The 24,967-nt window shown below is 46.7% G+C and carries 21 protein-coding genes; 19 read left to right on the top strand and 2 right to left on the bottom strand.

The window, feature by feature from the left end; translation table 11 throughout:
* Positions 1-6: 6 nt before the first annotated feature.
* The 11 genes from GPK81_RS14065 (at position 7) to GPK81_RS14015 (ending at position 10,915) form a co-directional block, all read left to right on the top strand.
* Complete coding sequence (locus GPK81_RS14065) at positions 7-315, top strand: V-type ATPase subunit subunit G family protein (protein ID WP_178087484.1); 309 nt, start codon at positions 7-9, stop codon at positions 313-315.
* A 16-nt stretch (positions 316-331) separates the two neighbouring features.
* Positions 332-2,338, top strand: a complete 2,007-nt coding sequence (locus GPK81_RS14060; RefSeq protein WP_215707237.1) for a V-type ATP synthase subunit I — start codon at positions 332-334, stop codon at positions 2,336-2,338.
* 4 nt (positions 2,339-2,342) lie between these two features.
* Positions 2,343-2,813: a V-type ATP synthase subunit K gene (locus GPK81_RS14055; RefSeq protein ID WP_015526259.1), complete on the top strand. Its 471-nt coding sequence runs from the start codon at positions 2,343-2,345 to the stop codon at positions 2,811-2,813.
* Positions 2,814-2,833: 20 nt separating this feature from the next.
* The gene (locus GPK81_RS14050; RefSeq protein WP_021977448.1) at positions 2,834-3,427 is read left to right on the top strand and encodes a V-type ATP synthase subunit E; all 594 of its coding nucleotides are present in this window, start codon (positions 2,834-2,836) and stop codon (positions 3,425-3,427) included.
* A gap of 30 nt (positions 3,428-3,457) precedes the next feature.
* Positions 3,458-4,429: a V0D/AC39 family V-type ATPase subunit gene (locus tag GPK81_RS14045; protein ID WP_021977447.1), complete on the top strand. Its 972-nt coding sequence runs from the start codon at positions 3,458-3,460 to the stop codon at positions 4,427-4,429.
* Positions 4,422-4,742, top strand: a complete 321-nt coding sequence (locus GPK81_RS14040; protein ID WP_021977446.1) for a V-type ATP synthase subunit F — start codon at positions 4,422-4,424, stop codon at positions 4,740-4,742. The genes GPK81_RS14045 and GPK81_RS14040 overlap by 8 nt, the downstream gene beginning before the upstream one ends.
* Positions 4,743-4,766: 24 nt before the next feature.
* Complete coding sequence (locus GPK81_RS14035; RefSeq protein ID WP_215707236.1) at positions 4,767-6,536, top strand: V-type ATP synthase subunit A; 1,770 nt, start codon at positions 4,767-4,769, stop codon at positions 6,534-6,536.
* Position 6,537: 1 nt separating this feature from the next.
* Positions 6,538-7,911 (top strand): V-type ATP synthase subunit B, encoded by a 1,374-nt coding sequence (locus tag GPK81_RS14030; protein WP_118061791.1) that lies wholly within the window; start codon positions 6,538-6,540, stop codon positions 7,909-7,911.
* Positions 7,912-7,925: 14 nt separating this feature from the next.
* Entirely contained in the window at positions 7,926-8,600 is a 675-nt protein-coding gene (locus GPK81_RS14025; protein ID WP_021975777.1) for a V-type ATP synthase subunit D, read from the top strand.
* 260 nt (positions 8,601-8,860) lie between these two features.
* Entirely contained in the window at positions 8,861-9,409 is a 549-nt protein-coding gene (locus tag GPK81_RS14020) for a phosphatase PAP2 family protein (protein WP_215707235.1), read from the top strand.
* Between the two features lie 315 nt (positions 9,410-9,724).
* Positions 9,725-10,915: a pyridoxal phosphate-dependent aminotransferase gene (locus GPK81_RS14015; RefSeq protein WP_118070896.1), complete on the top strand. Its 1,191-nt coding sequence runs from the start codon at positions 9,725-9,727 to the stop codon at positions 10,913-10,915.
* Between the two features lie 171 nt (positions 10,916-11,086).
* Here the strand turns inward: GPK81_RS14015 and adhE are convergent, their stop codons facing one another.
* Both adhE and typA read right to left on the bottom strand, forming a co-directional pair.
* Entirely contained in the window at positions 11,087-13,723 is a 2,637-nt protein-coding gene (gene adhE, locus GPK81_RS14010; RefSeq protein ID WP_118061794.1) for a bifunctional acetaldehyde-CoA/alcohol dehydrogenase, read from the bottom strand.
* A gap of 939 nt (positions 13,724-14,662) precedes the next feature.
* Entirely contained in the window at positions 14,663-16,495 is a 1,833-nt protein-coding gene (gene typA / locus GPK81_RS14005) for a translational GTPase TypA (protein ID WP_021975803.1), read from the bottom strand.
* A 200-nt stretch (positions 16,496-16,695) separates the two neighbouring features.
* Between typA and GPK81_RS14000 the strand changes: the two genes are divergently transcribed.
* The 8 genes from GPK81_RS14000 (at position 16,696) to secA (ending at position 24,891) form a co-directional block, all read left to right on the top strand.
* Positions 16,696-17,322 carry a single-stranded DNA-binding protein gene (locus GPK81_RS14000; RefSeq protein ID WP_021975802.1) on the top strand — a complete coding sequence of 209 codons (627 nt, stop codon included), beginning with the start codon at positions 16,696-16,698 and terminating at the stop codon, positions 17,320-17,322.
* A gap of 132 nt (positions 17,323-17,454) precedes the next feature.
* Positions 17,455-17,961, top strand: a complete 507-nt coding sequence (locus GPK81_RS13995; protein ID WP_021975801.1) for a cob(I)yrinic acid a,c-diamide adenosyltransferase — start codon at positions 17,455-17,457, stop codon at positions 17,959-17,961.
* Positions 17,962-17,996: 35 nt separating this feature from the next.
* A complete protein-coding gene (gene dapA / locus GPK81_RS13990) occupies positions 17,997-18,893 on the top strand; it encodes a 4-hydroxy-tetrahydrodipicolinate synthase (protein ID WP_021975800.1) in 897 nt (298 codons plus the stop codon).
* A gap of 35 nt (positions 18,894-18,928) precedes the next feature.
* Complete coding sequence (dapB, locus tag GPK81_RS13985) at positions 18,929-19,684, top strand: 4-hydroxy-tetrahydrodipicolinate reductase (protein WP_215707234.1); 756 nt, start codon at positions 18,929-18,931, stop codon at positions 19,682-19,684.
* 255 nt (positions 19,685-19,939) lie between these two features.
* Entirely contained in the window at positions 19,940-20,398 is a 459-nt protein-coding gene (locus tag GPK81_RS13980) for a hypothetical protein (protein WP_021975798.1), read from the top strand.
* 128 nt (positions 20,399-20,526) lie between these two features.
* Positions 20,527-21,297, top strand: a complete 771-nt coding sequence (hisA, locus tag GPK81_RS13975) for a phosphoribosylformimino-5-aminoimidazole carboxamide ribotide isomerase (protein ID WP_021975797.1) — start codon at positions 20,527-20,529, stop codon at positions 21,295-21,297.
* A gap of 149 nt (positions 21,298-21,446) precedes the next feature.
* A complete protein-coding gene (gene hpf, locus GPK81_RS13970; protein ID WP_015526242.1) occupies positions 21,447-21,974 on the top strand; it encodes a ribosome hibernation-promoting factor, HPF/YfiA family in 528 nt (175 codons plus the stop codon).
* A 337-nt stretch (positions 21,975-22,311) separates the two neighbouring features.
* Positions 22,312-24,891 carry a preprotein translocase subunit SecA gene (secA, locus tag GPK81_RS13965; RefSeq protein WP_021975796.1) on the top strand — a complete coding sequence of 860 codons (2,580 nt, stop codon included), beginning with the start codon at positions 22,312-22,314 and terminating at the stop codon, positions 24,889-24,891.
* Positions 24,892-24,967 lie beyond the last annotated feature (76 nt).

Here is a 24,967-nt window from a genome sequence, read left to right as displayed (position 1 = left end):
GATCAGATGATCCAGGAAACGATCAAGGCAGTGAAAGAGGCGGAGGCAAAAGCACAGCAGAAAATAAAAGACGCATCCGTCCGTGCACAGAACATCATCAGCGAAGCTGAGAAAGAGGCGGAGGAGATTATCAGAAAAGCGGAAATAACCGCAGGTGAACAGGCGGCATCTGATATGAAAGCAGCCGAAGAACGTGCACACAGTACAGAGAACACTGTCGTTGGACAGGCAGAGGAGGAGCTTGCAGCTTTGAAAAAGAAAGCGGAGTCGAGGCATGAGCAGGCCATCCAGACAGTAATGGACAGTTTGTTCTGAGAGGGGGAATGCGAAAATGGCAGTATTGCAGATGCAGCGAATCAGTATCTGCGCAATGAAGAAGAACCGTAAGGCCATATTGGAAGAACTGCAGTCACTTGGAGTATTGGAGATCGATGCGGCGGAACTGGACCCGGAACTTAAGACCATGGATACCATGAATGCCAGACTGATCTTCGAAAAGAACGCATCCCTGTGCGATCAGGCAATCGAGATTCTGGATGAATTTTCGAAGGAGAAGGGATCTATGCTGGCATCCCTGGCAGGAAAGCCTCTGATCGGAAGAAAGCAGGAGGAAGAAGCCATCCGGGATCAGGAAGAGATCCTGAGGACAGCCAGAGAGATCCAGGGGTACCGGAAGAAACTCACAGAGAACAGCGCAGCAGTTGTTAAGATCGAACAGCAGGAAGCGGCACTTGCTCCATGGCTGGATCTGGATATCCCCATGAATTCGCAGGGAACAGCGAAAACGGCAGTACTTGTGGGAAGTATTGACGGGAATGTAACTCTGGACCAGGTATACAGTCAGCTGGCAGTGGACGCACCACAGCTTGAAGCTTTTGACATCCAGGAAATCTCAAATGATGCCGGTAAGCTGAGCCTGGTGGTTGTCTGTCTGAAGACACAGGCACAGGAGATGGAAGAAGCACTCCGCATGCAGGGATTCGCAAGACCGGCACAGCTGGTATCAGAGGTTCCGGCACAGGAACTGGAGAACCTTAAGAATGAAGTGGTGCGCATCCAGGAAGAATCCGAACAGATCCGGGAGCAGATCCGTGATCTTCATGACAGGAAGAATTCCCTTCAGCTTGTATCCGATTACTTCCGGATCCGTGCACAGAAATATGAAGTTTTAGGTCAGCTCCGCCAGTCAGAGAGCACTTTTTTTGTGACAGGATATCTTCCAAAGAAACAGGTTCCCGCAATGGAGAAACGGCTTACGGAGAAGTACGATATTGTTTTTGAAGCAGAAGATGCTGATGGAGAAAATGTTCCGGTTGCCCTTCAGAACAGCAGATTCGGAGCGGCAGGAGAAGGAGTTCTTGCAGCGTTTGGTCTTCCCGGAAAGGGAGAGATCGATCCGTCCACCATTATGACAGCCTGCTATGTATTCCTTTTCGGACTGATGCTATCAGATGCAGCCTACGGACTGATCGTGTTTGCGGTCTGTCTGGGAGTGCTTCTGAAATTCCCCAGAATGGAAAGCGGAATGCAGAAATCCATCCGGCTGTTCATGTACTGTGGACTGTCCACTTTGTTCTGGGGCGTAATGTTTGGCGGATATTTCGGAGATTTTATCGATGTATTCTCAAGAGTATATCTGCATAAACCGGTCACTGTGAAGCCGGTATGGTTTGCACCGTTGAATGAGCCTATGAGACTTCTGGTGTTCTCCATGCTGTTTGGTCTGATCCATATGTTCCTTGGAATGGGACTTAAGGGCTACATGCTGATCCGTGACAGAAAATATCTCGACTTTTTCTGCGATGTAGTACTCTGGTTCATGCTCCTTATGGGACTGATCCTTATCTTTATCCCGAGCAGTATGTTCCGTTCTATTTCTCAGATGGACTTGAACCTTCCGCCCGCAGTGATACAGGTGGGCAAATGGATGGCCATCATCGGAGCAGTGGGAATTCTCTTCATGTCAGGAAGAGATAAGAAGAATCCGTTCCTCCGGCTGGCGCTTGGAGCTTACGACCTTTATAACATCACAGGATGGGTCAGTGATATCCTTTCCTATTCCAGACTTCTGGCCCTGGGACTTGCCACCGGTGTTATTGCGTCGGTTATGAACCAGATGGGCAGTATGCTGGGAGACAGTATTTTTGGATGGATCGTATTTATTCTTGTATTTGTGATTGGTCATACGTTTAACCTTCTGATCAATCTTCTGGGTGCATACGTGCACACCTGCCGATTACAGTACGTAGAGTTCTTCGGCAAATTCTTTGAGGGCGGAGGAAAAGAGTTCCACCCCTTCCGCGAAAATACAAAATATGTAGATATTAAGGAGGATTAATATTATGAGTGGTATCGTTTGGGCATTATTGGGAGCAGCAATTTCCGTAGCTCTTGCAGGTATAGGTTCCGCTATCGGCGTTGGTACAGCCGGCCGTGCAGCAGCAGGTGTTGTAACAGAAGATCCGGACAAATTTGCCAAGGTTCTGCTTCTTCAGCTTCTTCCTGGTACCCAGGGTATTTACGGACTGCTGGTAGCATTCCTTGCACTTTCCAAGGTCGGGATCCTGGGCGGCGGTGTTGCCGATATTTCTCTGGAAACCGGACTTATGATCTTTGTGGCATGTCTCCCGATCGCCATTGCAGGCCTTCTTTCCGCGATCCATCAGGGAAAAACTTCCGTAGCTTCCATCGGCATCGTAGCCAAGAAGCCGGAGCAGTTCGGTAAAGCTATGCTTTTCCCGGCAATGGTTGAGACATATGCGATTCTGGCTCTTCTGATCTCTATTCTTGCAGTCAGCGGAATTCAGGTTTGATTCATCAGGAGGGGCAGATCATGACAGGATTAGAGAAGATGGTAAGCCAGATTCTTGAAGAAGCCGATGCTTCTGCAGCCGTTATGATCAGTGACGCGGAGAAAAAAGCCGCGGAGATCCTCGGGGAAGCCGGAGAAAAAGCTGATAAGATTCGGCAGCAGAGGGAAGAACAGTCCAGGGCAAAGGTGAAAAGCTATGAAGAGCGGACAGCTTCCGCCGCAGATATGAAGAAACGTACCGCAGTTCTTGCAGCCAAGCAGGAGCTGATCGGGAAGGTGATTGCGGATGCCTGTGACCGTGTGAAGAATCTGGATGAAGGAAAATATTTTGAGATCCTTAAGAGTATGGCAGAGAAATATCTGCTTCCAAGAGAAGGAGAGATCTGTTTTTCAAAGAAGGATCTGGAACGTATGCCGGCGAATTTCCGTGAGGAGATTAAAGGCCTGGCACAGAAAAAAGGCGGCACACTGGAGATTTCCGGTGAAGCCAGAAATATAGACGGAGGTTTTATCCTGGTATACGGCGGCATTGAGGAAAACTGTTCCATTGATGCCATGTTTGCAGAGAAACGGGATGAACTTCTGGATCAGGTAAGAAAGATTTTGTTTGCGTAAAACACCATCGCAAAAAGGAGGGCGTGAAATATGTTTGGTGAAGATTATGCCTATGCGGTGGCGCGGATACGTGTTCTGGAGACCGGACTTCTGAATCAGGCGGCGATCGAACAGCTTCTGGCATGTCAGGATGAGCAGCAGTGCCTTCAGATCCTTACAGAGAAGGGCTGGGGAAACGGTGATCCTGCAGCCGGTGCGGACGCCATTCTTTCCAGGGAGCGAGAAAAGATCTGGGAGATCATGGATTCGCTGGTAGCGGACCGATCTGTTTTTTCCGTTCTCTCTTATCAGGATCTTTTCCATAACCTGAAAGCGGCTGTGAAGGCCAGCATCCTGGATGGGACAACGCCGAATATTTTTTTCAGCGACTGTGCCATTGACGGCGAGGATATGGTGAAATTCCTGAAGGATAAAGAATACGACCGTTTTCCGGAAGATATGCGGGAAGCGGCAAGAGAAGCCTATGAGACCTTTTTGCACACAAGAGATGGACAGCTTGCGGATATTATCGTAGACCGGGCGGCACTGGATGCCATAAGAGCGGCCGGGGAGAGATCGAAAGAAGAGATCGTCCGGCAGTATGCGGAATCTACAGTTGCGGTAGCAGATATCCGGATCGCAGTCCGTGCCTGCAAAACAGGAAAAAGTTCGGACTTCATGAAAAAAGCTATGGCAGAATGTGACACACTGGATAAGGAAAGACTGATCCACGCTGCAGTCAGCGGAATGGATCAGATCATGAGTTATCTGGCAGAAACGAAATACGGGGACGGAGCTCTGGCACTGGCGGAATCGGCTTCCGCTTTTGAGAGATGGTGTGACAACCAGATCATGGAGACTATCCGACCTCAGCTGTACAATTCATTTTCACTGGGACCGCTGGTAGCCTATGTGCTCGCCCGTGAGAATGAGATCAAGACGGTGCGGATCATTCTCACCGGAAAGCGCAGCGGCCTTCCGGAAGAGTTTATCCGGGAAAGGGCAAGGGAAATGTATGTATAAGATCGCGGTTTTGGGTGATTATAACAGCATTTACGGGTTTGCGGCGCTTGGCCTTGATACCTTTCCGGTGGAAGATCCCGCAGAGGGAAAAGAGAAGCTAAACCGTCTGGCAGCCGGTGAATATGCGGTTATTTATATTACGGAACAGCTGGCAGCCCAGCTTTCCGCTGAGATCAGTAAATACAGTGAAGCGCTGATGCCGGCGATCATTCAGATACCGGGAATTGCCGGAAATACAGGCGCAGGAATTGAAAATGTAAAGAAATCTGTGGAGACGGCAGTTGGCTCCGATATTCTTTTCAGCAATGAGTGACAAGAAAGCAGGTGATTGGTTCAGATGAGCAGAGGGACCATTAAGAAGGTAGCAGGACCGCTGGTAATTGCCAAAGGTATGCGAGATGCGAATATGTATGACGTGGTTCGTGTAAGCAGCCAGCGTCTGATCGGTGAGATTATTGAGATGCATGAAGATGAGGCTTCCATACAGGTATATGAGGAGACTTCAGGACTTCGCCCGGGAGAACCGGTAGAGTCTATGGAAGTTCCCCTTTCCGTGGAACTGGGACCTGGCCTTATCACAAGTATTTACGATGGAATCCAGCGTCCGCTGGATGACATTATGAAAGTAGCAGGCAGCAACAACCTGAAACGAGGTGTTGAGGTACCTGCACTGAAGCGGGACAAAAAATGGAATTTCGTCCCGGTTGCGAAAGTGGGAGATGAGCTGGAAGGCGGCGATGTTCTCGGAACTGTTCAGGAGACCATCGTTGTTACACAGAAGATCATGGTACCACCCAATATGAAAGGTACTCTGAAAGAGATCAGATCCGGTGAGTTTACCGTAGATGAGACCGTTGCAGTTCTTTCCACGGCAGACGGAGATAAAGAACTGACACTGATGCAGCACTGGCCGGTACGACGTGGCCGTCCATACAAGAAAAAACTTCCGCCGGCAAAACCTCTGGTAACAGGCCAGCGTGTTATTGATACCATGTTCCCAATCGCCAAGGGTGGTGTGGCAGCAGTTCCTGGCCCGTTCGGAAGCGGCAAGACCGTTATCCAGCATCAGCTTGCAAAATGGGCAGAGGCAGATATCGTAGTTTATATCGGCTGCGGTGAGCGTGGAAACGAGATGACAGACGTTCTGAACGAGTTTCCGGAATTGAAAGACCCGAAAACCGGACAGTCTCTGATGGAGAGAACTGTTCTGATCGCAAACACCTCAGATATGCCGGTTGCGGCACGTGAGGCTTCTATTTACACAGGTATCACCATTGCGGAGTATTTCCGTGATATGGGTTACTCTGTAGCACTGATGGCAGATTCCACTTCCAGATGGGCCGAGGCTCTCCGTGAGATGTCCGGACGACTGGAGGAGATGCCAGGTGAGGAAGGTTACCCGGCGTATCTGGGTTCCCGTCTTGCACAGTTCTACGAGCGTGCCGGACACGTGATCTGTAATGGAAAAGACGGAAGAGAAGGTGCCCTGACAGCTATCGGTGCGGTATCTCCTCCAGGTGGTGATATTTCCGAGCCTGTTTCCCAGGCAACACTTCGAATCGTGAAGGTATTCTGGGGACTGGATGCAAACCTTGCATACAAACGTCACTTCCCGGCAATCAACTGGCTGACCAGTTATTCCCTGTATCTGGACAGTGTAGGTGGATGGTTTGATGAAAATGTGGCGCCGGACTGGATGGAGCTCCGTCAGAGAATGATGACCCTTCTCCAGGAAGAGGCAGAGTTGGAAGAGATCGTAAAGATGGTAGGTATGGATGCACTTTCTCCGGGCGACCGCCTGAAAATGGAAGCAGCCCGTTCCATCCGCGAGGACTTCCTTCATCAGAACTCTTTCCATGAGATCGATACCTATACATCTCTGGAAAAACAGCACAACATGATGCGCCTGGTACTTGCATTCTATGATGCAGGCCTGGATGCGCTGAAACAGGGTGCAGATATCAATGATATCGTAAAACTGCCGGTACGTGAGCAGATCGGCCGTTACAAATATACAAAAGAAGATCAGCTGGCAGCGGAATATGAGAAGGTAACCCACCAGCTTGCAGCAGAGACTGCGGAACTTCTGGGAAAGGAGGGCCTGTAAAATGCCAAAAGAATATAGGACCATACAGGAAGTTGCCGGCCCTTTGATGCTGGTACGAGGCGTTGAAGATGTGGCATTTGACGAGCTGGGTGAGATTGAGCTTGCCGATGGCGAAACAAGAAGATGCCGTGTTCTGGAGATTGACGGAAGCAATGCGCTGGTACAGTTGTTTGAGAGTTCCACAGGTATCAACCTTTCCAACAGTAAAGTACGTTTTCTGGGACGAAGCATGGAGCTTGGTGTATCCGGCGATATGCTGGGCCGTGTCTTTGACGGACTGGGCCGTCCCATTGATGACGGTCCGGAGATCCTTCCGGAAGAGAGAAGAGATATCAATGGCCTGCCGATGAATCCGGCAGCCAGAAGTTATCCGGAGGAGTTTATCCAGACCGGTGTATCCGCTATTGACGGACTGAACACCCTGGTACGTGGGCAGAAACTTCCGATCTTCTCCGCATCCGGTCTTCCTCATGCACAGCTTGCGGCACAGATCGCGAGACAGGCGAAGGTTCGCGGAAAAGACGAGCAGTTCGCCGTTGTATTTGCTGCCATGGGTATCACTTTTGAGGAGTCAAACTTCTTCGTAGAGAGCTTTAAGGAAACTGGGGCTATAGACCGTACTGTTCTTTTTGTAAACCTGGCAAATGACCCGGCTGTTGAGCGTATCGCTACTCCGCGAATGGCACTGACAGCAGCAGAGTATCTTGCCTTCGAAAAAGACATGCACGTTCTTGTAATCCTTACAGATATCACAAACTATGCGGATGCTCTCCGTGAGGTTTCTGCAGCACGTAAAGAGGTTCCGGGCCGTCGTGGATATCCCGGATACATGTATACAGACCTTGCTTCTCTCTACGAGCGTGCAGGCCGTCAGAAAGGAAAAGCAGGAAGTATCACCATGGTTCCGATCCTGACCATGCCTGAGGATGACAAGACCCATCCGATCCCTGACCTTACCGGTTACATCACAGAGGGACAGATCATTCTGAGCCGTGAGCTTTACCGTAAAGGAATCACACCGCCCATTGATGTTCTTCCGTCTCTGTCACGACTGAAAGATAAAGGTATCGGTGAGGGTAAGACAAGAGCAGACCATGCCAACACCATGAACCAGCTGTTTGCCGCATATGCCCGTGGTAAAGAGGCCAAAGAGCTGATGACCATTCTTGGTGAGGCTGCCCTCTCTGACATTGACCTGATCTATGCGAAATTTGCGGATGCTTTTGAGAAGGAATATGTTTCCCAGGGCTATCAGGCAAACCGTGATATCGAGGAAACCCTGGCCATCGGCTGGAAGCTGCTTTCCATTCTTCCGAGAAGCGAGCTGAAACGTATCGATGACAAATTCCTTGACCAGTATTACGGAAAAGTATAAAGGGGGGATGATTTGTGGCATCAACACAGGTGAATCCTACCCGTATGGAGCTTACGAAGCAGAAAAAGAAGCTGGTGACTGCAGTCCGTGGCCATAAGCTTCTGAAGGATAAGCGGGACGAGCTGATGCGACAGTTCCTGGATCTGGTGCGCGAGAACATGGAGCTGCGTAAAAAAGTAGAGGCTGGTATCCGAAGTGCCAACACCAATTTTGTCATTGCAAAAGCCGGAATGTCGGAGGAGACTCTGAACACTGCCCTGATGGCTCCCAAGCAGGAAGTCTATCTGGAAACCGGCAAAAAGAATGTCATGAGTGTGGATATTCCTGTTTTTGAATACAAAACAAGAACCCCGGATGCCAACGATATCTATTCCTATGGTTTTGCTTTTACCTCCAGTGATCTGGACGGAGCGGTAAAATCTCTGGCAGATATCCTGCCGGATATGCTCCGACTGGCAGAAGTGGAAAAAGCCTGTCAGCTGATGGCTTCTGAGATCGAAAAAACAAGGCGTCGTGTAAACGCCCTGGAGCATGTCATCATACCGGAAGCACAGGCAAACATCAAATACATCACCATGAAGCTGGACGAGAACGAGAGAAGTACCCAGATCCGGCTGATGAAGGTGAAAGATATGATGCTGGAGGAGGCACATCATTACAAGGAGCGGGAGGCAGAGCGCGGAGCGTAAAGCATAAAATACAAAGCGCAGGCATCCTGCAAAGAAAAAGAAAAGTTGATATAGAAAGTTTTGAGTAACGGGAAGGAGACGCCTCTGTGCTGTGCGATGGTTTGAACAGTGCAGGGGCGTTTTGTTTATAAAATATTTAGTTTTCGTTTTCAGAAAATCAAGAGATGTACGGTATAATGATCAACAGTAAAGAATGTGCGGCGGAAGACAAGCCCGGGTATTTTATCTACCTGTCGCAGCAGAAAGAGAAGGGAATACATATGAATACTTTTTTACAGTCAGTACAGAATCTGGACGGAGAAATCCTTCTCCAGATCCAGCAGCATTTAAGAACGGATATGCTGACACCATTTATGAAAATCGTTACATTTCTGGGAAACGGAGGATGGTTCTGGATCCTCTGTGCAGTTGTTCTTCTTGCTGTTCCAAAGACAAGAAAAACAGGCTATGCGGCAGTTTTGTCCCTGATTTTCGGAGTGATCGTTACGAATCTGCTTCTCAAAAACATAGTAGCAAGGCCAAGGCCTTTTGCGGAAATCGAAGCTCTGATCCCGCTGATCGCCAAACCAACGGATTTCTCCTTTCCGTCAGGCCACACAACAGCATCCTTTGCCGTTGCCCTGGTAATGCTTCGGATGCTCCCGAAGAAAATTGGAATCCCGGCAGTAGTCCTGGCAGCGCTGGTGGCATTTTCCAGATTGTATCTTGGTGTCCATTATCCAACAGATGTCCTGACCGGGTTCGTTGTTGCGCTGGTGGGAAGCTCGCTGGCTGTGTGGGGTGTGAGGACGAAGCTGGGAAATCAATAAGTTTGATAACAGATGTTGAGAAATAGAAGTATATAATGTGGGTTTAACCAAATAAAGGAAGTTCCCTGGGAATGTGTGTCACTTTCCCAGGGATTTTTTTATATACACTTTAATTTGATAAAGTATTGACACGCCAGACGGAAACGGGGTACAATTATAAACAAGATTGTCAGGAAACGGTGAAAATGATGATGTAGAAATTAAACCAGATCAGGGAAGAGCCCTGTGGGGTTGTGAAAAGCAATAAGCAATGGGTGGGGACTTGCTTGTATCAGGAGGAGCAAGCCTGCTCAGAATAAAAGGAGAGAACACGAAATGATATCAGAAAAAATGAAACCCTACGTAAAAAACAATTCTGCCATCCGTATGATGTTTGAGGAAGGAAACCGCCTCCGTGCAAAATACGGCGCAGATAAGGTTTTTGATTTCAGCCTTGGAAATCCAAGTGTACCGGCGCCGGACAGTGTTCGTGAAGCCATTATCGATCTTGTAAATAATACGGACCCGACCGTCCTTCACGGATATATGAGCAACGCAGGTTTTGAAGATGTACGCCAGACTATCGCAGAATCTTTAAACAGACGTTTTGATACAAAATTTTCTGCAAAGAACCTGATCATGACAGTAGGCGCTGCAAGCGGCCTGAACGTAATTCTGAAGACGATCCTGAACCCGGGAGAAGAGGTGATCGTTTTTGCACCATATTTTCTGGAATACGGTGCATATGTCCGCAATTATGACGGTGTCCTTGTGGAAATCTCTCCGGATACCACAACCTTCCAGCCAAATCTCGCTGAATTTGAGCAGAAGATCACACCGAAGACAAAAGCAGTTATCGTAAATACTCCGCACAATCCAACCGGAGTTGTATATTCAGAAGAAACAATCAGGAAACTTTCCGCAATTTTGGAAGCAAAACAAAAAGAGTTCGGAACCGTGATCTACCTGATCTCCGATGAGCCATACCGTGAACTGGCTTACGATGGCGTGGAAGTTCCGTACCTGACGAAATATTATGACAATACAGTTGTGGGATATTCTTACAGCAAATCTCTTTCCCTTCCGGGAGAGCGTATCGGATATCTGGTGATCCCGGATGAGGCGGACGGAAGTGAAGAACTGATCTCAGCTGCAACCATCGCAAACCGTACACTTGGCTGCGTAAATGCACCATCCCTGATCCAGAAAGTAGTTGCGAAATGTGTAGATGCAAAGACAGATCTTGCAGCTTACGATAAAAACCGTCAGGCACTTTACAATGGCCTGAAAGAATGCGGCTTTGAGTGCATCAAACCACAGGGTGCGTTCTATCTCTTCGTAAAATCTCCGGTAGCTGATGAAAAAGCCTTCTGCGAGGCCGGCAAGAAATATAACATCCTCATGGTACCGGGAAGCTCCTTCGCATGCCCTGGTTATGTGAGACTGGCATACTGTGTATCTTATGATACCATTGTAAATTCTCTTCCGGAGTTTAAGAAACTTGCAGCAGAGTATGGCCTGAAATAAATTAACGAGAATAAACGATAATTATAAAGCGATTATATAAGAGATCCCCGGTACAGCCTGTTCATACAGAACTGTATCGGGGATCTTTTGCAAGAGGGAAATAAGCAAAGGAAACGCAGCCGGGAGCGAATAAACTCCCGGCCGTGTTTCCCTTAGAAGGGTGTTCCACATTTATTTGGCTTTTTTCTCTTCTTTCTTTGGCATTTCTCCGTAGTATGCCTTCAGATAGATATCTTTCAGCTCGGATACAAGTGGATATCTCGGGTTAGCGCCGGTGCACTGGTCATTGAAGGCCTGCTCGGACATCTCATCCAGAGTCTCCAGGAAGTATTTCTCATCTACGCCGTAGTCACGGATTGTAGGCATGATCTCGATTGTTCTCATCAGGTCATCCAGTTTGGCGAGAAGTTTTTCGAATACTTCTGCATCGTTCTTGCCTGTAAGACCTACAGAACGGCCGATCTCAGCATAGCGGGCAAGTGTCTTTGGATACTGGTACTGTGGGAAGGTACCCATCTTGGTCGGAACCTCAGCACTGTTGTAACGCATAACATCCAGAAGAACAACTGCGTTTGCGATACCGTGTGGCAGGTGATGGAAAGCACCAAGTTTGTGAGCGAGAGAGTGGTTAACACCGAGGAATGCATTGGCGAATGCAAGACCTGCCATGCAGGAAGCGTTAGCCATATGGTCTCTTGCCTCTACATCGTTGCCGTCTTTATATGCACGTGGCAGATACTCAAATACCAGTTTGATCGCTTTCAGTGCAAGACCGTCTGTGTAATCGGAAGCCATCATGGAAACATAAGCCTCGATTGCATGTGTCATAACGTCGATACCGGAAGCACGGGTCAGTCCCTTCGGTGCGCTCATCATGTTGTTGGTATCTACGATCGCCATATCCGGAAGAAGCTCATAGTCAGCCAGCGGCCATTTAACGCCGGTATCCTGATCTGTGATGATGGCGAAAGGTGTAACCTCGGAACCTGTACCGGAAGATGTCGGGATTGCTACGAAGTAAGCTTTTTTACCCATCTTCGGGAAGGTGTAAACTCTCTTACGGATATCCAGGAAGTCCATGGACATATCGGAGAAGTCAGCGTCCGGATTCTCATAAAGCATCCACATAACCTTGCCGGCATCCATTGCGGAACCACCACCAAGAGCGATGATGCAGTCAGGCTCAAATGCTGTCATAGCCTTGGCTCCGGCTTTTGCGGAAGCGAGAGATGGATCTGGTGCTACATCAGAGAAGCATGTATGAACGATGCCCATCTGATCCAGTTTATCTTCGATCGGTTTGGTGTAACCGTTCTTGTAGAGGAAGGAGTCTGTTACGATGAAGCAGCGTTTCTTGCCCATAACAGTACCGAGCTCGTCAAGAGCAACCGGCATACAGCCTTTCTTAAAGTAAACCTTTTCCGGTGTTCTCATCCAGAGCATATTCTCTCTCCTTTCAGCAACGGTCTTGATATTCAGAAGGTGCTTGACACCAACGTTCTCGGATACGGAGTTACCGCCCCAGGAACCGCAGCCAAGAGTGAGGGATGGAGCAAGTTTGAAGTTGTAAAGGTCACCGATACCACCCTGAGAAGAAGGCGTATTGATAAGGATACGGCAGGTCTTCATAGCTGCCTCGAATTTATCCATCTTCTCTGTCTCATTCACGTTGATGTAGAGGGAAGATGTATGGCCGTAGCCGCCGTCAGCAACAAGACGCTCAGCTTTTGCGATAGCATCGTCAAAATTCTTAGCCTTGTACATGGCAAGTACAGGGGAAAGTTTCTCGTGTGCGAATTCCTCGCTGATATCAACGGACTCAACCTCACCGATAAGGATCTTGGTCTCAGCCGGTACGGTAACGCCTGCCATCTCGGCGATGGTAGCTGCCTTCTGGCCTACGATCTTGGCATTCAGAGCGCCGTTGATGAGGATTGTCTTTCTGACTTTCTCGATCTCGTCTTTTTTAAGGAAGTAGCATCCTCTGTAAAGGAACTCTTCTTTTACTTCTTTATAAATGCTCTCCAGAACAGTTACGGACTGTTCGGAAGCACAGATCATACCATTGTCAAATGTCTTGGAGTGGATAATGGAGTTAACTGCAAGACGGATATCTGCACTGTCATCAATGATGGCAGGTGTATTTCCAGGTCCAACACCAACAGCAGGTTTACCGGAGGAGTAAGCTGCCTTAACCATTCCAGGACCACCGGTTGCAAGGATGATATCTGCGTTCTGCATAACCATGTTGGTCAGCTCAAGGCTCGGGATATCGATCCATCCGATGATTCCTTCCGGTGCACCAGCGGCAACAGCTGCATCCAGAACAACTTTCGCTGCTTCAATGGTAGACTTCTTGGCACGCGGATGCGGGCTGATGATGATTGCGTTACGTGTTTTCAGAGAAATAAGAGATTTAAAGATTGCTGTGGAAGTCGGGTTGGTAGTCGGGATAACTGCGGCAACCAGTCCTACAGGCTCCAGGATCTTCTTGATTCCGTATGCCTTGTCTTCTTCTACAACACCACATGTCTGTGTGTTCTTGTATGCATTATAAACATACTCTGCTGCGTAATGGTTCTTGATAACCTTATCTTCCATGATACCCATGCCTGTTTCTTCAACGGCCATTTTGGCAAGTGGGATACGCATTTTGTCGGCGGCAGTAGCAGCTGCCTTAAAGATCTTGTCAACCTGCTCCTGTGTGTAGGTAGCGAAGATCTTCTGTGCTTCTTTCATTGCAGCCATTTTCGCGGTCAGGGCTTCTGGAGTGTCGATGATGGTAGGGATAGTTTCTTTCTTTGCCATGTGGAATCCTCCTGTTTTCATATGATAATGATCTGTGGTTCTGCGGGCCTGTTTTTTATGCCGGCAGATGCTGCAGAGTTTTTGTAAGTCCCCGCGCTGCGTTGCTTGGTTGATTCAATCTGATTGAATTTTCTGTTTCGATGATTATATAGTATCAAAATTCAGAAAAAAACGCAAATTCTGAATTTTGCAGCTATGTGCAAAATGACGAACAGAAAATCAGGGGAAAATACTGTAAATTTCACTCCGCAGAACGCTGAATTATTGAAAAATCCTTTAAAAAAAATCTTTAAATTCAGCACTGTGCACAAAAAACATGTTAAATATTTGTCAGCACTGACAAAAAACATGCACACATATGAGGGGCTGGCAAAAGATAAAACGTATCATGTAGTTAAAACATTAACGTTAAACTTTTGTCAATCAATCATGAACACATTATAATTTAACAGATTCCAGACGTCAATAGCGAATGTGATAAATAATTAACGAAAATAACGAAGAATTTTGATAAATAATTCACAAAAATATCATGTCACGGTAAAGCGTCAAACCATAATTGATAAAAAAACTTGAAATTATTTGAGTTTTCAGAACAATTAAGCAAAATATATGGAGACTTTTTTCAGGAATGCAGAAAGAAATGGATAGATTTGTCTGAAAATGAAAAACAGGGCAGGAGATAACTGCCAGAATCCTGCGAGCAGGAAAGCCCGATGTTGTTCAGGGAAATTCGCCACAGGCAGAGAATCCTGCAGCCTGGATTCTTCCTGCAGAAAGAAACGGTCATGCAGGAAATGATTCCAGAAAAAAACTGCCATACAGGAAATGATTCCCGTATGACAGTTGTGTAAATCGTGTTAAAGATATATCCGAATCATTTATAACTGCAAAACACTGCCAGAATCCAGTAAACAATAAATAATCGTCAAAATTCTATCAGCTCTTGCGGAATGCAGCACGTTTTCGATCTCTGGAATCCAGGATACGTTTACGGATACGAAGGCTCTTAGGAGTTACCTCAAGAAGCTCATCCTGGTCGATGAACTCGATTGCCTGCTCAAGGCTTAATACCTTAGGCGGAACAAGCTTCAGCGCATCGTCTGCCGAAGAAGAACGGGTGTTGGTGAGGTGCTTGGTCTTGCAGACATTCAGCTCGATATCCTCAGCCTTACCATTCTGTCCGATAACCATACCGCTGTAAACCTTCTCGCCAGGTCCGACGAAGAGAGTACCACGCTCCTGAGCGGAGAAAAGACCGTAAGTTACAGTCTCGCCTGCCTCGAAAGCGATGAGGGAACCCTGTTTACGATACGGGAAGTCTCCCTTGTATGGTGCATATCCGTCAAACATGGTGTTCAGGATACCGGTACCCTTGGTGGAGGTAAGGAATTCGTTACGGAATCCGATCAGTCCACGGGAAGGGATGGAGAACTCAAGACGTACAGTTCCGTCGCTTGCTGTGCTCATACCCTGAAGTTCACCTTTACGCTCGCTGAGTTTCTGGATGATGGTACCGGAAAATTCCTCCGGAACATCAACATATGCGATCTCGATCGGCTCCAGTTTGCGTCCGCGCTCGTCTGTATGATAGAGAACCTCCGGTTTGCTGACTGCAAATTCATATCCTTCACGGCGCATGTTCTCAATAAGAACGGAAAGGTGAAGCTCACCACGACCGGAAACCTTGAAGCACTCAGTTGTATCTGTGTCTTCCACACGAAGGCTGACGTCTGTATTCAGCTCACGGTAGAGGCGGTCACGAAGGTGACGGGAAGTGATAAATTTACCTTCCTGTCCTGCAAGCGGGCTGTCGTTTACAAGGAAGTTCATGGAGATGGTAGGCTCGGAAATCTTCTGGAACGGAATGGACTCCGGGTTATCTCCTGCACAGAGTGTATCTCCAATGTGGATATCTGCAATACCGGAGATCGCAACGATGGCTCCGATGGTAGCACTCTTGACTTCAACCTTGTTCAGGCCGTCAAATTCGTAGAGCTTGCTGATCTTTACGCGCTCGTGTTTGTCCGGGTCATGATGGTTCAGAAGCATCAGCTCCTGGTTCACGGAAATGGTTCCGCGCTCAACTTTACCGACACCGATACGGCCTACATATTCATTGTAGTCGATGGTGCTGATAAGAACCTGTGTATCTCCGTCCGGATCTCCCTCCGGAGCAGGAATTGCATCAAGGATGGTCTCAAAAAGCGGAGCCATATTCTCAGGCTTGTCCTCAAGGTTACGAACTGCATAGCCGGCTTTTGCGGAGGCATACAGGAACGGGCAGTCCAGCTGCTCGTCAGATGCGTCCAGATCCATGAGAAGTTCCAGAACTTCGTCAACAACTTCCTCCGGACGTGCTTCCGGACGGTCGATCTTGTTGATGCAGACAATAACATGCAGGTTCAGTTCGAGAGCTTTACGAAGTACAAATTTAGTCTGAGGCATGGCACCCTCGAAGGCGTCCACAAGAAGAATAACGCCGTCTACCATCTTCAGCACACGCTCTACCTCGCCGCCGAAGTCCGCATGGCCTGGAGTGTCGATGATATTGATTTTTACACCCTTGTAATGAACTGCGGTGTTTTTGGAGAGAATCGTAATGCCGCGCTCACGCTCAATATCGTTGGAGTCCATGACACGTTCCTGGACTTCCTGGTTCTCACGGAAAACACCGCTCTGTTTCAAAAGCTCGTCAACAAGTGTTGTTTTACCGTGATCGACATGGGCGATAATGGCCACGTTACGAACATCTTCACGCTTGGTCTTCATATAATCCAAATCCTTTCTTTCCATATATAAGTAATCTTTTTGTTAAAAATGATGTCCAAATTTACAGTTTATCACATTTTCGTGAGATTACAAGATATAAAAAAATATTTTTAGTTTTTCATTTTCCAGACATATTATACCCCAAATGCACATACATTGGTATAGACGAAATACACGAAGAGGAAGGAGAGCTACTTATTATGGCAGATAAAATTATTGAAAACAATCAGGTATCGGTTATGGGGCGTATTGCCACCGGATTTACCTTCAGCCATCAGGTTTTTGGAGAAGGGTTTTATATGATGGATATTCTGGTAAAACGTCTCAGCGATTCTGAGGACAGGATTCCGGTGATGGTGTCCGAGCGTCTGATTGATATCACCCAGGACTATGTTGGGGAGTATATTGAAATCCACGGACAGTTCCGGTCCTATAACCGTCATGAGGAAAAGAGAAATAGACTTGTGCTTTCGGTATTTGCCAGGGAAGTGAAATTTGTGGAAGAGGGAGAGGAATCCATACCGGTCAATCAGATTTTTCTGGACGGGTATATCTGCAAACCGCCTGTATACAGAAAAACTCCGCTTGGAAGAGAGATTGCGGATCTTCTGATGGCAGTCAACCGTCCTTACGGAAAATCCGATTACATACCATGTATATGCTGGGGAAGAAATGCCAGATATGCTTCGGCTTTTGAAGTAGGCGGACATGTGCTGATCTGGGGCAGAATTCAGAGCAGGGAATATATGAAACGAATCAGTGAAAATGAGACAGAAAAAAGGATAGCCTATGAAGTTTCGGTGAGCAAATTGGAATATGTTGAGTAACATTGGACAGGTTATGGAATATTGGTGGGAACATTAAGGTAACACTTGCATTTCCAGCCAATCTGCGGTAATATAAGAAAAATTAAAAAAATGGGGAATTACCGGTTTCACTAAACAGTAAGAGGAAGAATCATGGAAAAAGAAATAACAGAGGTTTATTGCGGGAACGGGAAAGGAAAGACGACACTGGCTATCGGCCAGGCTTTGCGCTTTGCCGCGCAGGGAAAAAGTGTGATCATCATACAGTTTCTCAAGGGCAGGGAACGCAGAGAACTGGATTTTCTTGAGGATCTGGATAATCTTGATTTCAAGATTTTCCGTTTCGAAAAAATGGACACCTGCTATAATGACCTGAGTGAGCAGGAAAAGACAGAAGAGAGAACCAATATTCTCAACGGCCTTAATTTTGCACGGAAGGTAATTGCTACCGGAGAGTGTGATTTTCTGCTGCTGGATGAAATCCTCGGGCTTATGGATAAAGGAATCGCTCCAGTTGAGACGATCATCGATATGCTTAAGCAGAAGGATGAAAGTATGCACATAGTTATGACCGGACGCTGGCTTCCGGAAGCACTGAAGCCATATGTGGACAGTGTTACCACAATGACAACAGAGCTGACCGGACAGGAACGGAAATAAGCAACAGTTCACAGAAGAAAGAAGGAGGAAGACAAATGGCAATTTTTAAAGGAACAGGCGTTGCAATCGTAACACCTATGCACGAAGACGGTAAGGTAAATTATGAGAAACTTGAGGAGATCCTTGAGGATCAGATCGCGAACAGCACAGACGCCATCGTTATCTGCGGAACAACAGGAGAATCTTCTACTCTGACACACGGAGAGCACCTTCAGACAATCAAGTTCACAATTGACAAAGTTAACAAACGTGTGCCTGTAATCGCAGGAACAGGTTCCAATTGTACAGAGACAGCGATCATGATGTCCAAGGAAGCAGCTTCCTATGGTGCAGACGCTCTTCTTATTGTAACACCTTATTATAACAAGGCTACACAGAAGGGACTTATCGCTCATTACACAGCAATTGCCAATGCAGTTCCGGAAACTCCGCTCATCATGTACAATGTACCGAGCCGTACAGGCTGCAACATCCAGCCGGCTACAGCAGCTTACCTTGCAAAGAATGTAAAGAACATTGTCGGAATCAAGGAAGCAACCGGAGATCTTTCCCAGATCGCCAAAATGATGTCTCTGGCAGACGGACAGCTTGAGCTTTACTCCGGAAACGATGATCAGGTACTTCCGATTCTTTCTCTTGGCGGACTTGGTGTTATTTCCGTACTTTCCAATGTTGCACCGAAGTTTACACATGACATGGTCATGAAATATTTCGACGGTGATACCAAGGGAGCAACAGAGGATCAGCTGAAAGCTCTTCCGCTGATCAACGCACTGTTCAGCGAAGTAAACCCGATTCCTGTTAAGACAGCTATGAACCTTATGGGAATGAACGTAGGACCGCTTCGTATGCCACTTTGCGAGATGGAAGAAGACACAAAGGCAGCTCTTGCAAAAGAGATCGAGAAATTCGGCCTTAAGCTTGCAAAATAATCAGACTGTAAGCGGAAGGTAAAGGAGAATATACTATGGTAAAAATCATCATGCATGGCTGCAACGGACATATGGGTCAGGTGATCAGTGGCATTGTGGAGAAAGATCCGGATGCAGAGATCGTGGCAGGCATCGACATTGCAGATCAGGGAAAAAACAGCTATCCGGTATTTACCGATATTGATACATGTCAGGTAGAGGCAGACGCGATCATTGATTTCTCCTCTGCAAAAGCAACAGACAAGCTTCTTGAGTACAGTGCCGCACGCCAGATCCCGGTTGTTCTCTGCAGCACAGGCTTAAGCGAGGAGCAGCTTGCAAAAGTAGAAGAGACATCCAAAAAAATAGCAGTGCTGAAATCCGCAAACATGTCTCTTGGCATCAACACACTTCTGAAACTGGTTCAGGATGCTGCCAAGGTTCTTGCAACTGCAGGATTTGACATGGAGATCGTTGAGAAACATCACCGCCTGAAAGTAGACGCACCAAGTGGTACTGCACTTGCACTGGCAGACAGCATTAATGAAGTTATGGATAACAAGTATCATTATGTATATGACCGCAGCCAGAAACGTGAGAAACGTGACGATAAGGAGATCGGAATCTCCGCAGTTCGTGGCGGAACCATCGTAGGTGAGCATGAGATCATTTTTGCAGGTCAGGACGAAGTGATCGAGTTCAAGCATACTGCATATTCCAAGGCTATTTTTGGAAAAGGTGCTGTAGAAGCAGCCAAATTCCTTGCCGGCAAACCGGCAGGACGTTACGATATGAGTGACGTGATCGGCTGATCCTGACAGGTTGACAGTTTAATCTGTAACAGAATGATACAGGTAATAAAAACGGGTTTCGTGTAAAAGCGGAGCCCGTTTTTTTGAATGAAATTGCGAAGCGATTTCATTCATGAGCATGTAGTGGAACGGAATGCGAATGTCCGCTATATGGCCTTATAGCAAAGAATATTTTTGAAATTTTTGCCAGGATAGAATACTGGAAAAAGTGCCATATTAGGAATACAGAATTTTTCAGAAAAAGGAGAAGATCATATGAAAAAATGGAAGGCGATTCTTTTTGGCACTTTGCTCACTCTGTCTCTGTGTACATTTACAGCCTGTGGTACAGAGGTAAATAATGCGGATGAAACTGTGGACGAGAAAAATAATGATGAGAGAAATAAGAAAAAAAATACAAACGAAAATACTGCCACAGAAAATGGAATTATGGAAGATGAAACAGATAATGACGGTGTGATGGACAACGGCGGGATCATTGAAGATTCTGGCACAGATAACAATGAGATGGCCGGTGGAAATATTACCGTGACTCCTGCGGGAAATGGAAATAATACAACAGCAGCGCCTGGAACTACAGATGCCAACGGAACCGGAAATGACGGAACGGTATCCGGTGAGCTGGGTGACAGTGTGAAGGACCTGGGCGACGGCGTAGGAAATGCGGTGGATGATATTGGCAATGCAGTAGGAAATGCGGTAGAGGGCAGATAGAGTTGCTGTTTATTTCGTGGTCAGCAACTGTAAGGTAACCTGGTGCTACAGATATTTTACCACAGCATTGCATAAAACTGCTTCTGATGCTATTATCAGTGCATGGAAAGAAAACGGAGGACAGGATTATGAAATTCAGACCATGCATTGATATACATAACGGAAAAGTAAAACAGATCGTAGGAGGAAGCCTGAAAGATCAGGGTGATCAGGCGGCAGAAAATTTTGTGTCAGAGCAGGATGCGGCTTTTTATGCAGAGCTTTATAAGAAGGCGGGATTAAAGGGCGGTCATGTGATCCTTTTGAACGGAAAAGATTCTCCCAACTATGAAGCGACGAAAGCCCAGGCGCTTCTTGCCCTGAAAAGATATCCCAGAGGACTTCAGATCGGAGGCGGTATCTGCCCGGAGAATGCGTCAGAGTATCTGGAGGCTGGTGCCAGCCATGTGATCGTAACCTCCTATGTGTTTAAAAACGGAGTGATCTCCTGGGAAAATCTGGAGAAGATCCGTAATGCAGCAGGAAAAGAACATCTTGTGCTAGACTTAAGCTGCCGCAAAAAAGACGGTAACTATTATATTGTCACAGACCGCTGGCAGAAATTTACAGAAGAGATCGTGACACTGGAACTGATGGAAAAGCTTGGAAGTTACTGTGATGAATTTCTGGTCCATGCAGTGGATGTGGAGGGAAAGGCTCATGGTGTTGAGACAGAACTTGCGGAACTTCTGGGACAGTATACAGCTCATCCGGTAACTTATGCAGGCGGTGTCGGCTCCATGGCAGATATTGAGGAACTTCGAAGGGCAGGACAGGGAAGACTGGACGTGACTGTTGGCAGTGCACTGGATATTTTTGGCGGAAGCATACCGTTTGAAGTTCTGGCAGAGATGAAGTAGAATAGTTGCATATTCATGACAAAAAAATCCTTTTGCAGGAATATATTGAATAAATTTAGAAAAAATTTGTAAAATTTTTGAAAAGTGATGTTAAAATTCAACTTAATGTGTTATAATAGCAACATAAAACAGCAAAGGGGATGGAAGTCATGAAATTTATTATTAGTGGAAAGAATATAGCAGTAACAGAAGGACTTAAAACAGCTGTTGAGGACAAGCTTGGTAAACTTGAAAGGTATTTTACTCCTGAAACTGAGATTTCAGTAACCTTAAGCGTTGAGAAGGATCGCCAGAAGATCGAGGTAACAATCCCTGTGAAAGGTAACATTATCCGTTCCGAGCAGGTAAGCAATGATATGTATGTATCCATCGATCTGGTTGAAGAGGTAATTGAGCGTCAGCTTCGTAAATACAAGAACAAGATCGTTGACAAGCAGCAGGAATCCACAAACTTCCAGAAAGCATACCTTGATAAGGATTATGAAGAGGATGAGGAAGTTAAGATCATCCGTACCAAGAAATTCGGAATCAAACCAATGTATCCGGAAGATGCATGCGTACAGATGGAGCTTCTTGGACATAATTTCTTTGTATTCTTCAATGCTGAGACAGAGCAGGTTAACGTAGTTTACAAACGTAAAGGTAATACTTACGGACTGATCGAGCCGGAGTTTTAGGCAGAAGTCTCTGTAGGAGATCATGGGTGAATGATCTTTTATAAAAACTGAATATTGAACGACTGAGAAAAGCTCCGGGAATCTGCGTGGAAAATCTGCAGATTCCCGGAGCTTTTTTTCAGGGCAGAAGAACAGCTCCGGACACGATTTGTTAATTAATTGTTCATTGTTTTTATAACTGGAAAGTGGTAGAATATATACCATATGTGATCTGGATATCAACAGAGAACTGGAATGATTATGATGATTGGAACGAACAGTGTCCTGGAATGATCCTGAATCGGATAGATAAGAGACTTAAATGTCCTATTTCGAATAAAATGATTGGAGCAGAAACATGAATGTTTTTTCAAAAGTATTTGGAACCCGCAGCCAGCGTGAAGTAAAGCGTATCATGCCGCTGGTTGAGAAAACCGAGAGCTATCAGTCCCAGATGCAGCAGCTCACAGACGAGCAGTTACGGGACAAAACCAGAGAATATAAGAAACGTCTTGCAGAAGGCGAAACACTGGATGATCTTCTTCCTGAGGCATTTGCCACCGTACGTGAGGCTGCCAAGCGTGTGCTTGGAATGGAGCATTACCGTGTACAGATCATCGGTGGTATCATCCTTCACCAGGGCCGTATCGCCGAGATGAAAACAGGTGAAGGTAAAACTCTTGTTTCCACACTTCCTGCATACCTGAATGCCCTTGAGGGAAAAGGTGTCCACATCGTAACTGTCAACGACTACCTGGCTAAACGAGATGCCGAGTGGATGGGTAAAGTCCATGAGTTCCTTGGCCTGACTGTAGGCGTGGTACTTAACGACATGAAGCCGGAAGAACGCCGTGCGGCATATGGATGTGACATCACATACGTTACCAACAACGAACTTGGATTCGATTACCTTCGTGACAACATGGTTATCTATAAAGAACAGCTTGTTCAGAGAGATCTTCACTACTGTATCATCGATGAGATCGACTCCGTCCTGATCGATGAGGCACGTACACCTCTGATCATTTCCGGACAGAGCGGCAAATCCACCAAGCTTTATGAAGTATGTGATATCCTTGCACAGCAGCTGGAGCGTGGTGAGGCCAGCCATGAGATGACCAAGATGGCAGCCATCATGGGTGAGGAAGTTATCGAGACCGGTGACTTCGTTGTAAATGAGAAAGATAAGATCGTCAACCTTACCGAGCAGGGTATCAAGAAGGTTGAGAAATTCTTTAATATCGAGAACCTGGCAGATCCGGAGAATCTGGAGATCCAGCACAACATTATCCTTGCCCTTCGTGCACATAACCTGATGCATAAAGATCAGGATTACGTTGTAAAAGATGACGAGATCCTGATCGTCGATGAATTTACCGGACGTATCATGCCGGGCCGTCGTTATTCCGATGGTCTTCATCAGGCGATCGAGGCGAAAGAGCATGTTAAGGTTAAAAGAGAGAGTAAGACTCTTGCAACCATCACCTTCCAGAACTTCTTCAACAAATATGACAAAAAAGGCGGTATGACCGGTACGGCCCTTACCGAGGAAAAAGAGTTCCGTGATATCTACGGCATGGACGTTGTAGAGATTCCGACCAACCGTGTGGTACAGCGTAAAGATCTTGATGATGCCGTTTACATGACAAAGAAAGAGAAATTCAATGCCGTTGTAGAGGCAGTTAAGGAAGCTCACGCAAAACATCAGCCAGTACTGGTTGGTACGATTACCATCGAAACTTCCGAACTTCTCAGCAGAATGCTGAAGAGAGAGGGAATCCCGCATAATGTACTGAATGCCAAGTTCCATGAGCTTGAGGCTGAGATCGTAGCACAGGCAGGACAGGCAGATGCCGTTACCATCGCAACCAACATGGCAGGCCGTGGTACCGATATCAAACTTGACGATGTGGCAAGAGAGGCCGGCGGTCTGAAGATTATCGGTACTGAGCGTCATGAGTCAAGACGTATTGATAATCAGCTCCGTGGACGTTCCGGACGACAGGGAGATCCGGGTGAATCCCGTTTCTACATTTCCCTTGAGGATGACCTGATGCGTCTGTTCGGTTCCGAGAGACTGATGAAAGTGTTCACATCTCTTGGTGTTGAGGAGAATGAGCAGATTGAGCATAAGATGCTCTCCAACGCCATCGAGAAAGCGCAGGAGAAGATTGAGTTCAACAACTTCGGAATCCGTAAAAATCTTCTCGACTATGACCAGGTTAACAATGAGCAGAGAGAGATCATCTATGAGGAGCGTCGTCAGGTACTTGACGGTGAGAATATGCGTGATGCCATCTACAAGATGATCACAGATATCGTAGACAGCATGACAGACATGTGTTTCTCCGATGATATGGATTCTTCTGAGTGGGATCTTGATGAGTTCAATACCGCGATCACTCCGATCATCCCAATCCACCCTCTGACTGCAGAGAAGGTAAAAGGCCATAAAAAAGACGAGATCAAACATATCGTGAAGGAAGAGGCTGTGAAGCTTTATGAAGCGAAAGAGGCTGAGTTCCCGGAACCGGAGCAGCTTCGTGAGCTTGAGCGAGTAGTTCTCCTGAAATGTATTGACAGTAAGTGGATGGATCACATCGACGACATGGAAATGCTCCGTCAGGGTATCGGCCTGATGGCATATGGCCAGAGAGATCCGGTTGTTGAGTACAAGATGAACGCATTCGAGATGTTCAATAACATGATCACTTCCATTCAGGAAGATACCGTACGTATGCTGTATCATGTTCATGTAGAGCAGAAGATCGAGCGTGAGCAGGTTGCAAAAGTAACCGGCACAAACAAGGATGACAGCGCCGGCCCGAAGAAACCGGTTCAGCGAAAAGAAGATAAAGTATATCCAAACGATCCGTGCCCATGCGGAAGCGGCAAGAAATACAAACAGTGCTGCGGACGTAAGGCGGCTAAGATCTGAGAATGAAGATAAAAATAGTCTCACCTGATGATATGGTGGGGCTATTTTTGTATAAGAGCAGAGAAAGGATATGATA

The sequence above is a fragment of the Blautia sp. MCC283 genome (assembly GCF_018785565.1).
Taxonomy (GTDB): Bacteria; Bacillota; Clostridia; order Lachnospirales; family Lachnospiraceae; genus Blautia_A.
This window is presented reverse-complemented; position numbering and strand designations above follow the sequence as displayed.

Excerpts from the sequence above, each read along its gene's own strand:
- GPK81_RS14015 (WP_118070896.1), top strand. The coding sequence starts at position 9,725 with ATGATATCAGAAAAAATGAAACCCTACGTAAAAAACAATTCTGCCATC.
- dapA (WP_021975800.1), top strand. The coding sequence starts at position 17,997 with ATGGCAATTTTTAAAGGAACAGGCGTTGCAATCGTAACACCTATGCAC.
- GPK81_RS14045 (WP_021977447.1), top strand. The coding sequence starts at position 3,458 with ATGTTTGGTGAAGATTATGCCTATGCGGTGGCGCGGATACGTGTTCTG.
- GPK81_RS13995 (WP_021975801.1), top strand. The coding sequence starts at position 17,455 with ATGGAAAAAGAAATAACAGAGGTTTATTGCGGGAACGGGAAAGGAAAG.
- GPK81_RS14020 (WP_215707235.1), top strand. The coding sequence starts at position 8,861 with ATGAATACTTTTTTACAGTCAGTACAGAATCTGGACGGAGAAATCCTT.
- dapB (WP_215707234.1), top strand. The coding sequence starts at position 18,929 with ATGGTAAAAATCATCATGCATGGCTGCAACGGACATATGGGTCAGGTG.
- GPK81_RS14060 (WP_215707237.1), top strand. The coding sequence starts at position 332 with ATGGCAGTATTGCAGATGCAGCGAATCAGTATCTGCGCAATGAAGAAG.
- secA (WP_021975796.1), top strand. The coding sequence starts at position 22,312 with ATGAATGTTTTTTCAAAAGTATTTGGAACCCGCAGCCAGCGTGAAGTA.
- typA (WP_021975803.1), bottom strand. The coding sequence starts at position 16,495 with ATGAAGACCAAGCGTGAAGATGTTCGTAACGTGGCCATTATCGCCCAT.
- GPK81_RS13980 (WP_021975798.1), top strand. The coding sequence starts at position 19,940 with ATGAAAAAATGGAAGGCGATTCTTTTTGGCACTTTGCTCACTCTGTCT.
- GPK81_RS14000 (WP_021975802.1), top strand. The coding sequence starts at position 16,696 with ATGGCAGATAAAATTATTGAAAACAATCAGGTATCGGTTATGGGGCGT.
- adhE (WP_118061794.1), bottom strand. The coding sequence starts at position 13,723 with ATGGCAAAGAAAGAAACTATCCCTACCATCATCGACACTCCAGAAGCC.
- GPK81_RS14050 (WP_021977448.1), top strand. The coding sequence starts at position 2,834 with ATGACAGGATTAGAGAAGATGGTAAGCCAGATTCTTGAAGAAGCCGAT.
- GPK81_RS14055 (WP_015526259.1), top strand. The coding sequence starts at position 2,343 with ATGAGTGGTATCGTTTGGGCATTATTGGGAGCAGCAATTTCCGTAGCT.
- GPK81_RS14040 (WP_021977446.1), top strand. The coding sequence starts at position 4,422 with ATGTATAAGATCGCGGTTTTGGGTGATTATAACAGCATTTACGGGTTT.
- GPK81_RS14035 (WP_215707236.1), top strand. The coding sequence starts at position 4,767 with ATGAGCAGAGGGACCATTAAGAAGGTAGCAGGACCGCTGGTAATTGCC.
- hpf (WP_015526242.1), top strand. The coding sequence starts at position 21,447 with ATGAAATTTATTATTAGTGGAAAGAATATAGCAGTAACAGAAGGACTT.
- GPK81_RS14030 (WP_118061791.1), top strand. The coding sequence starts at position 6,538 with ATGCCAAAAGAATATAGGACCATACAGGAAGTTGCCGGCCCTTTGATG.
- GPK81_RS14065 (WP_178087484.1), top strand. The coding sequence starts at position 7 with ATGATCCAGGAAACGATCAAGGCAGTGAAAGAGGCGGAGGCAAAAGCA.
- hisA (WP_021975797.1), top strand. The coding sequence starts at position 20,527 with ATGAAATTCAGACCATGCATTGATATACATAACGGAAAAGTAAAACAG.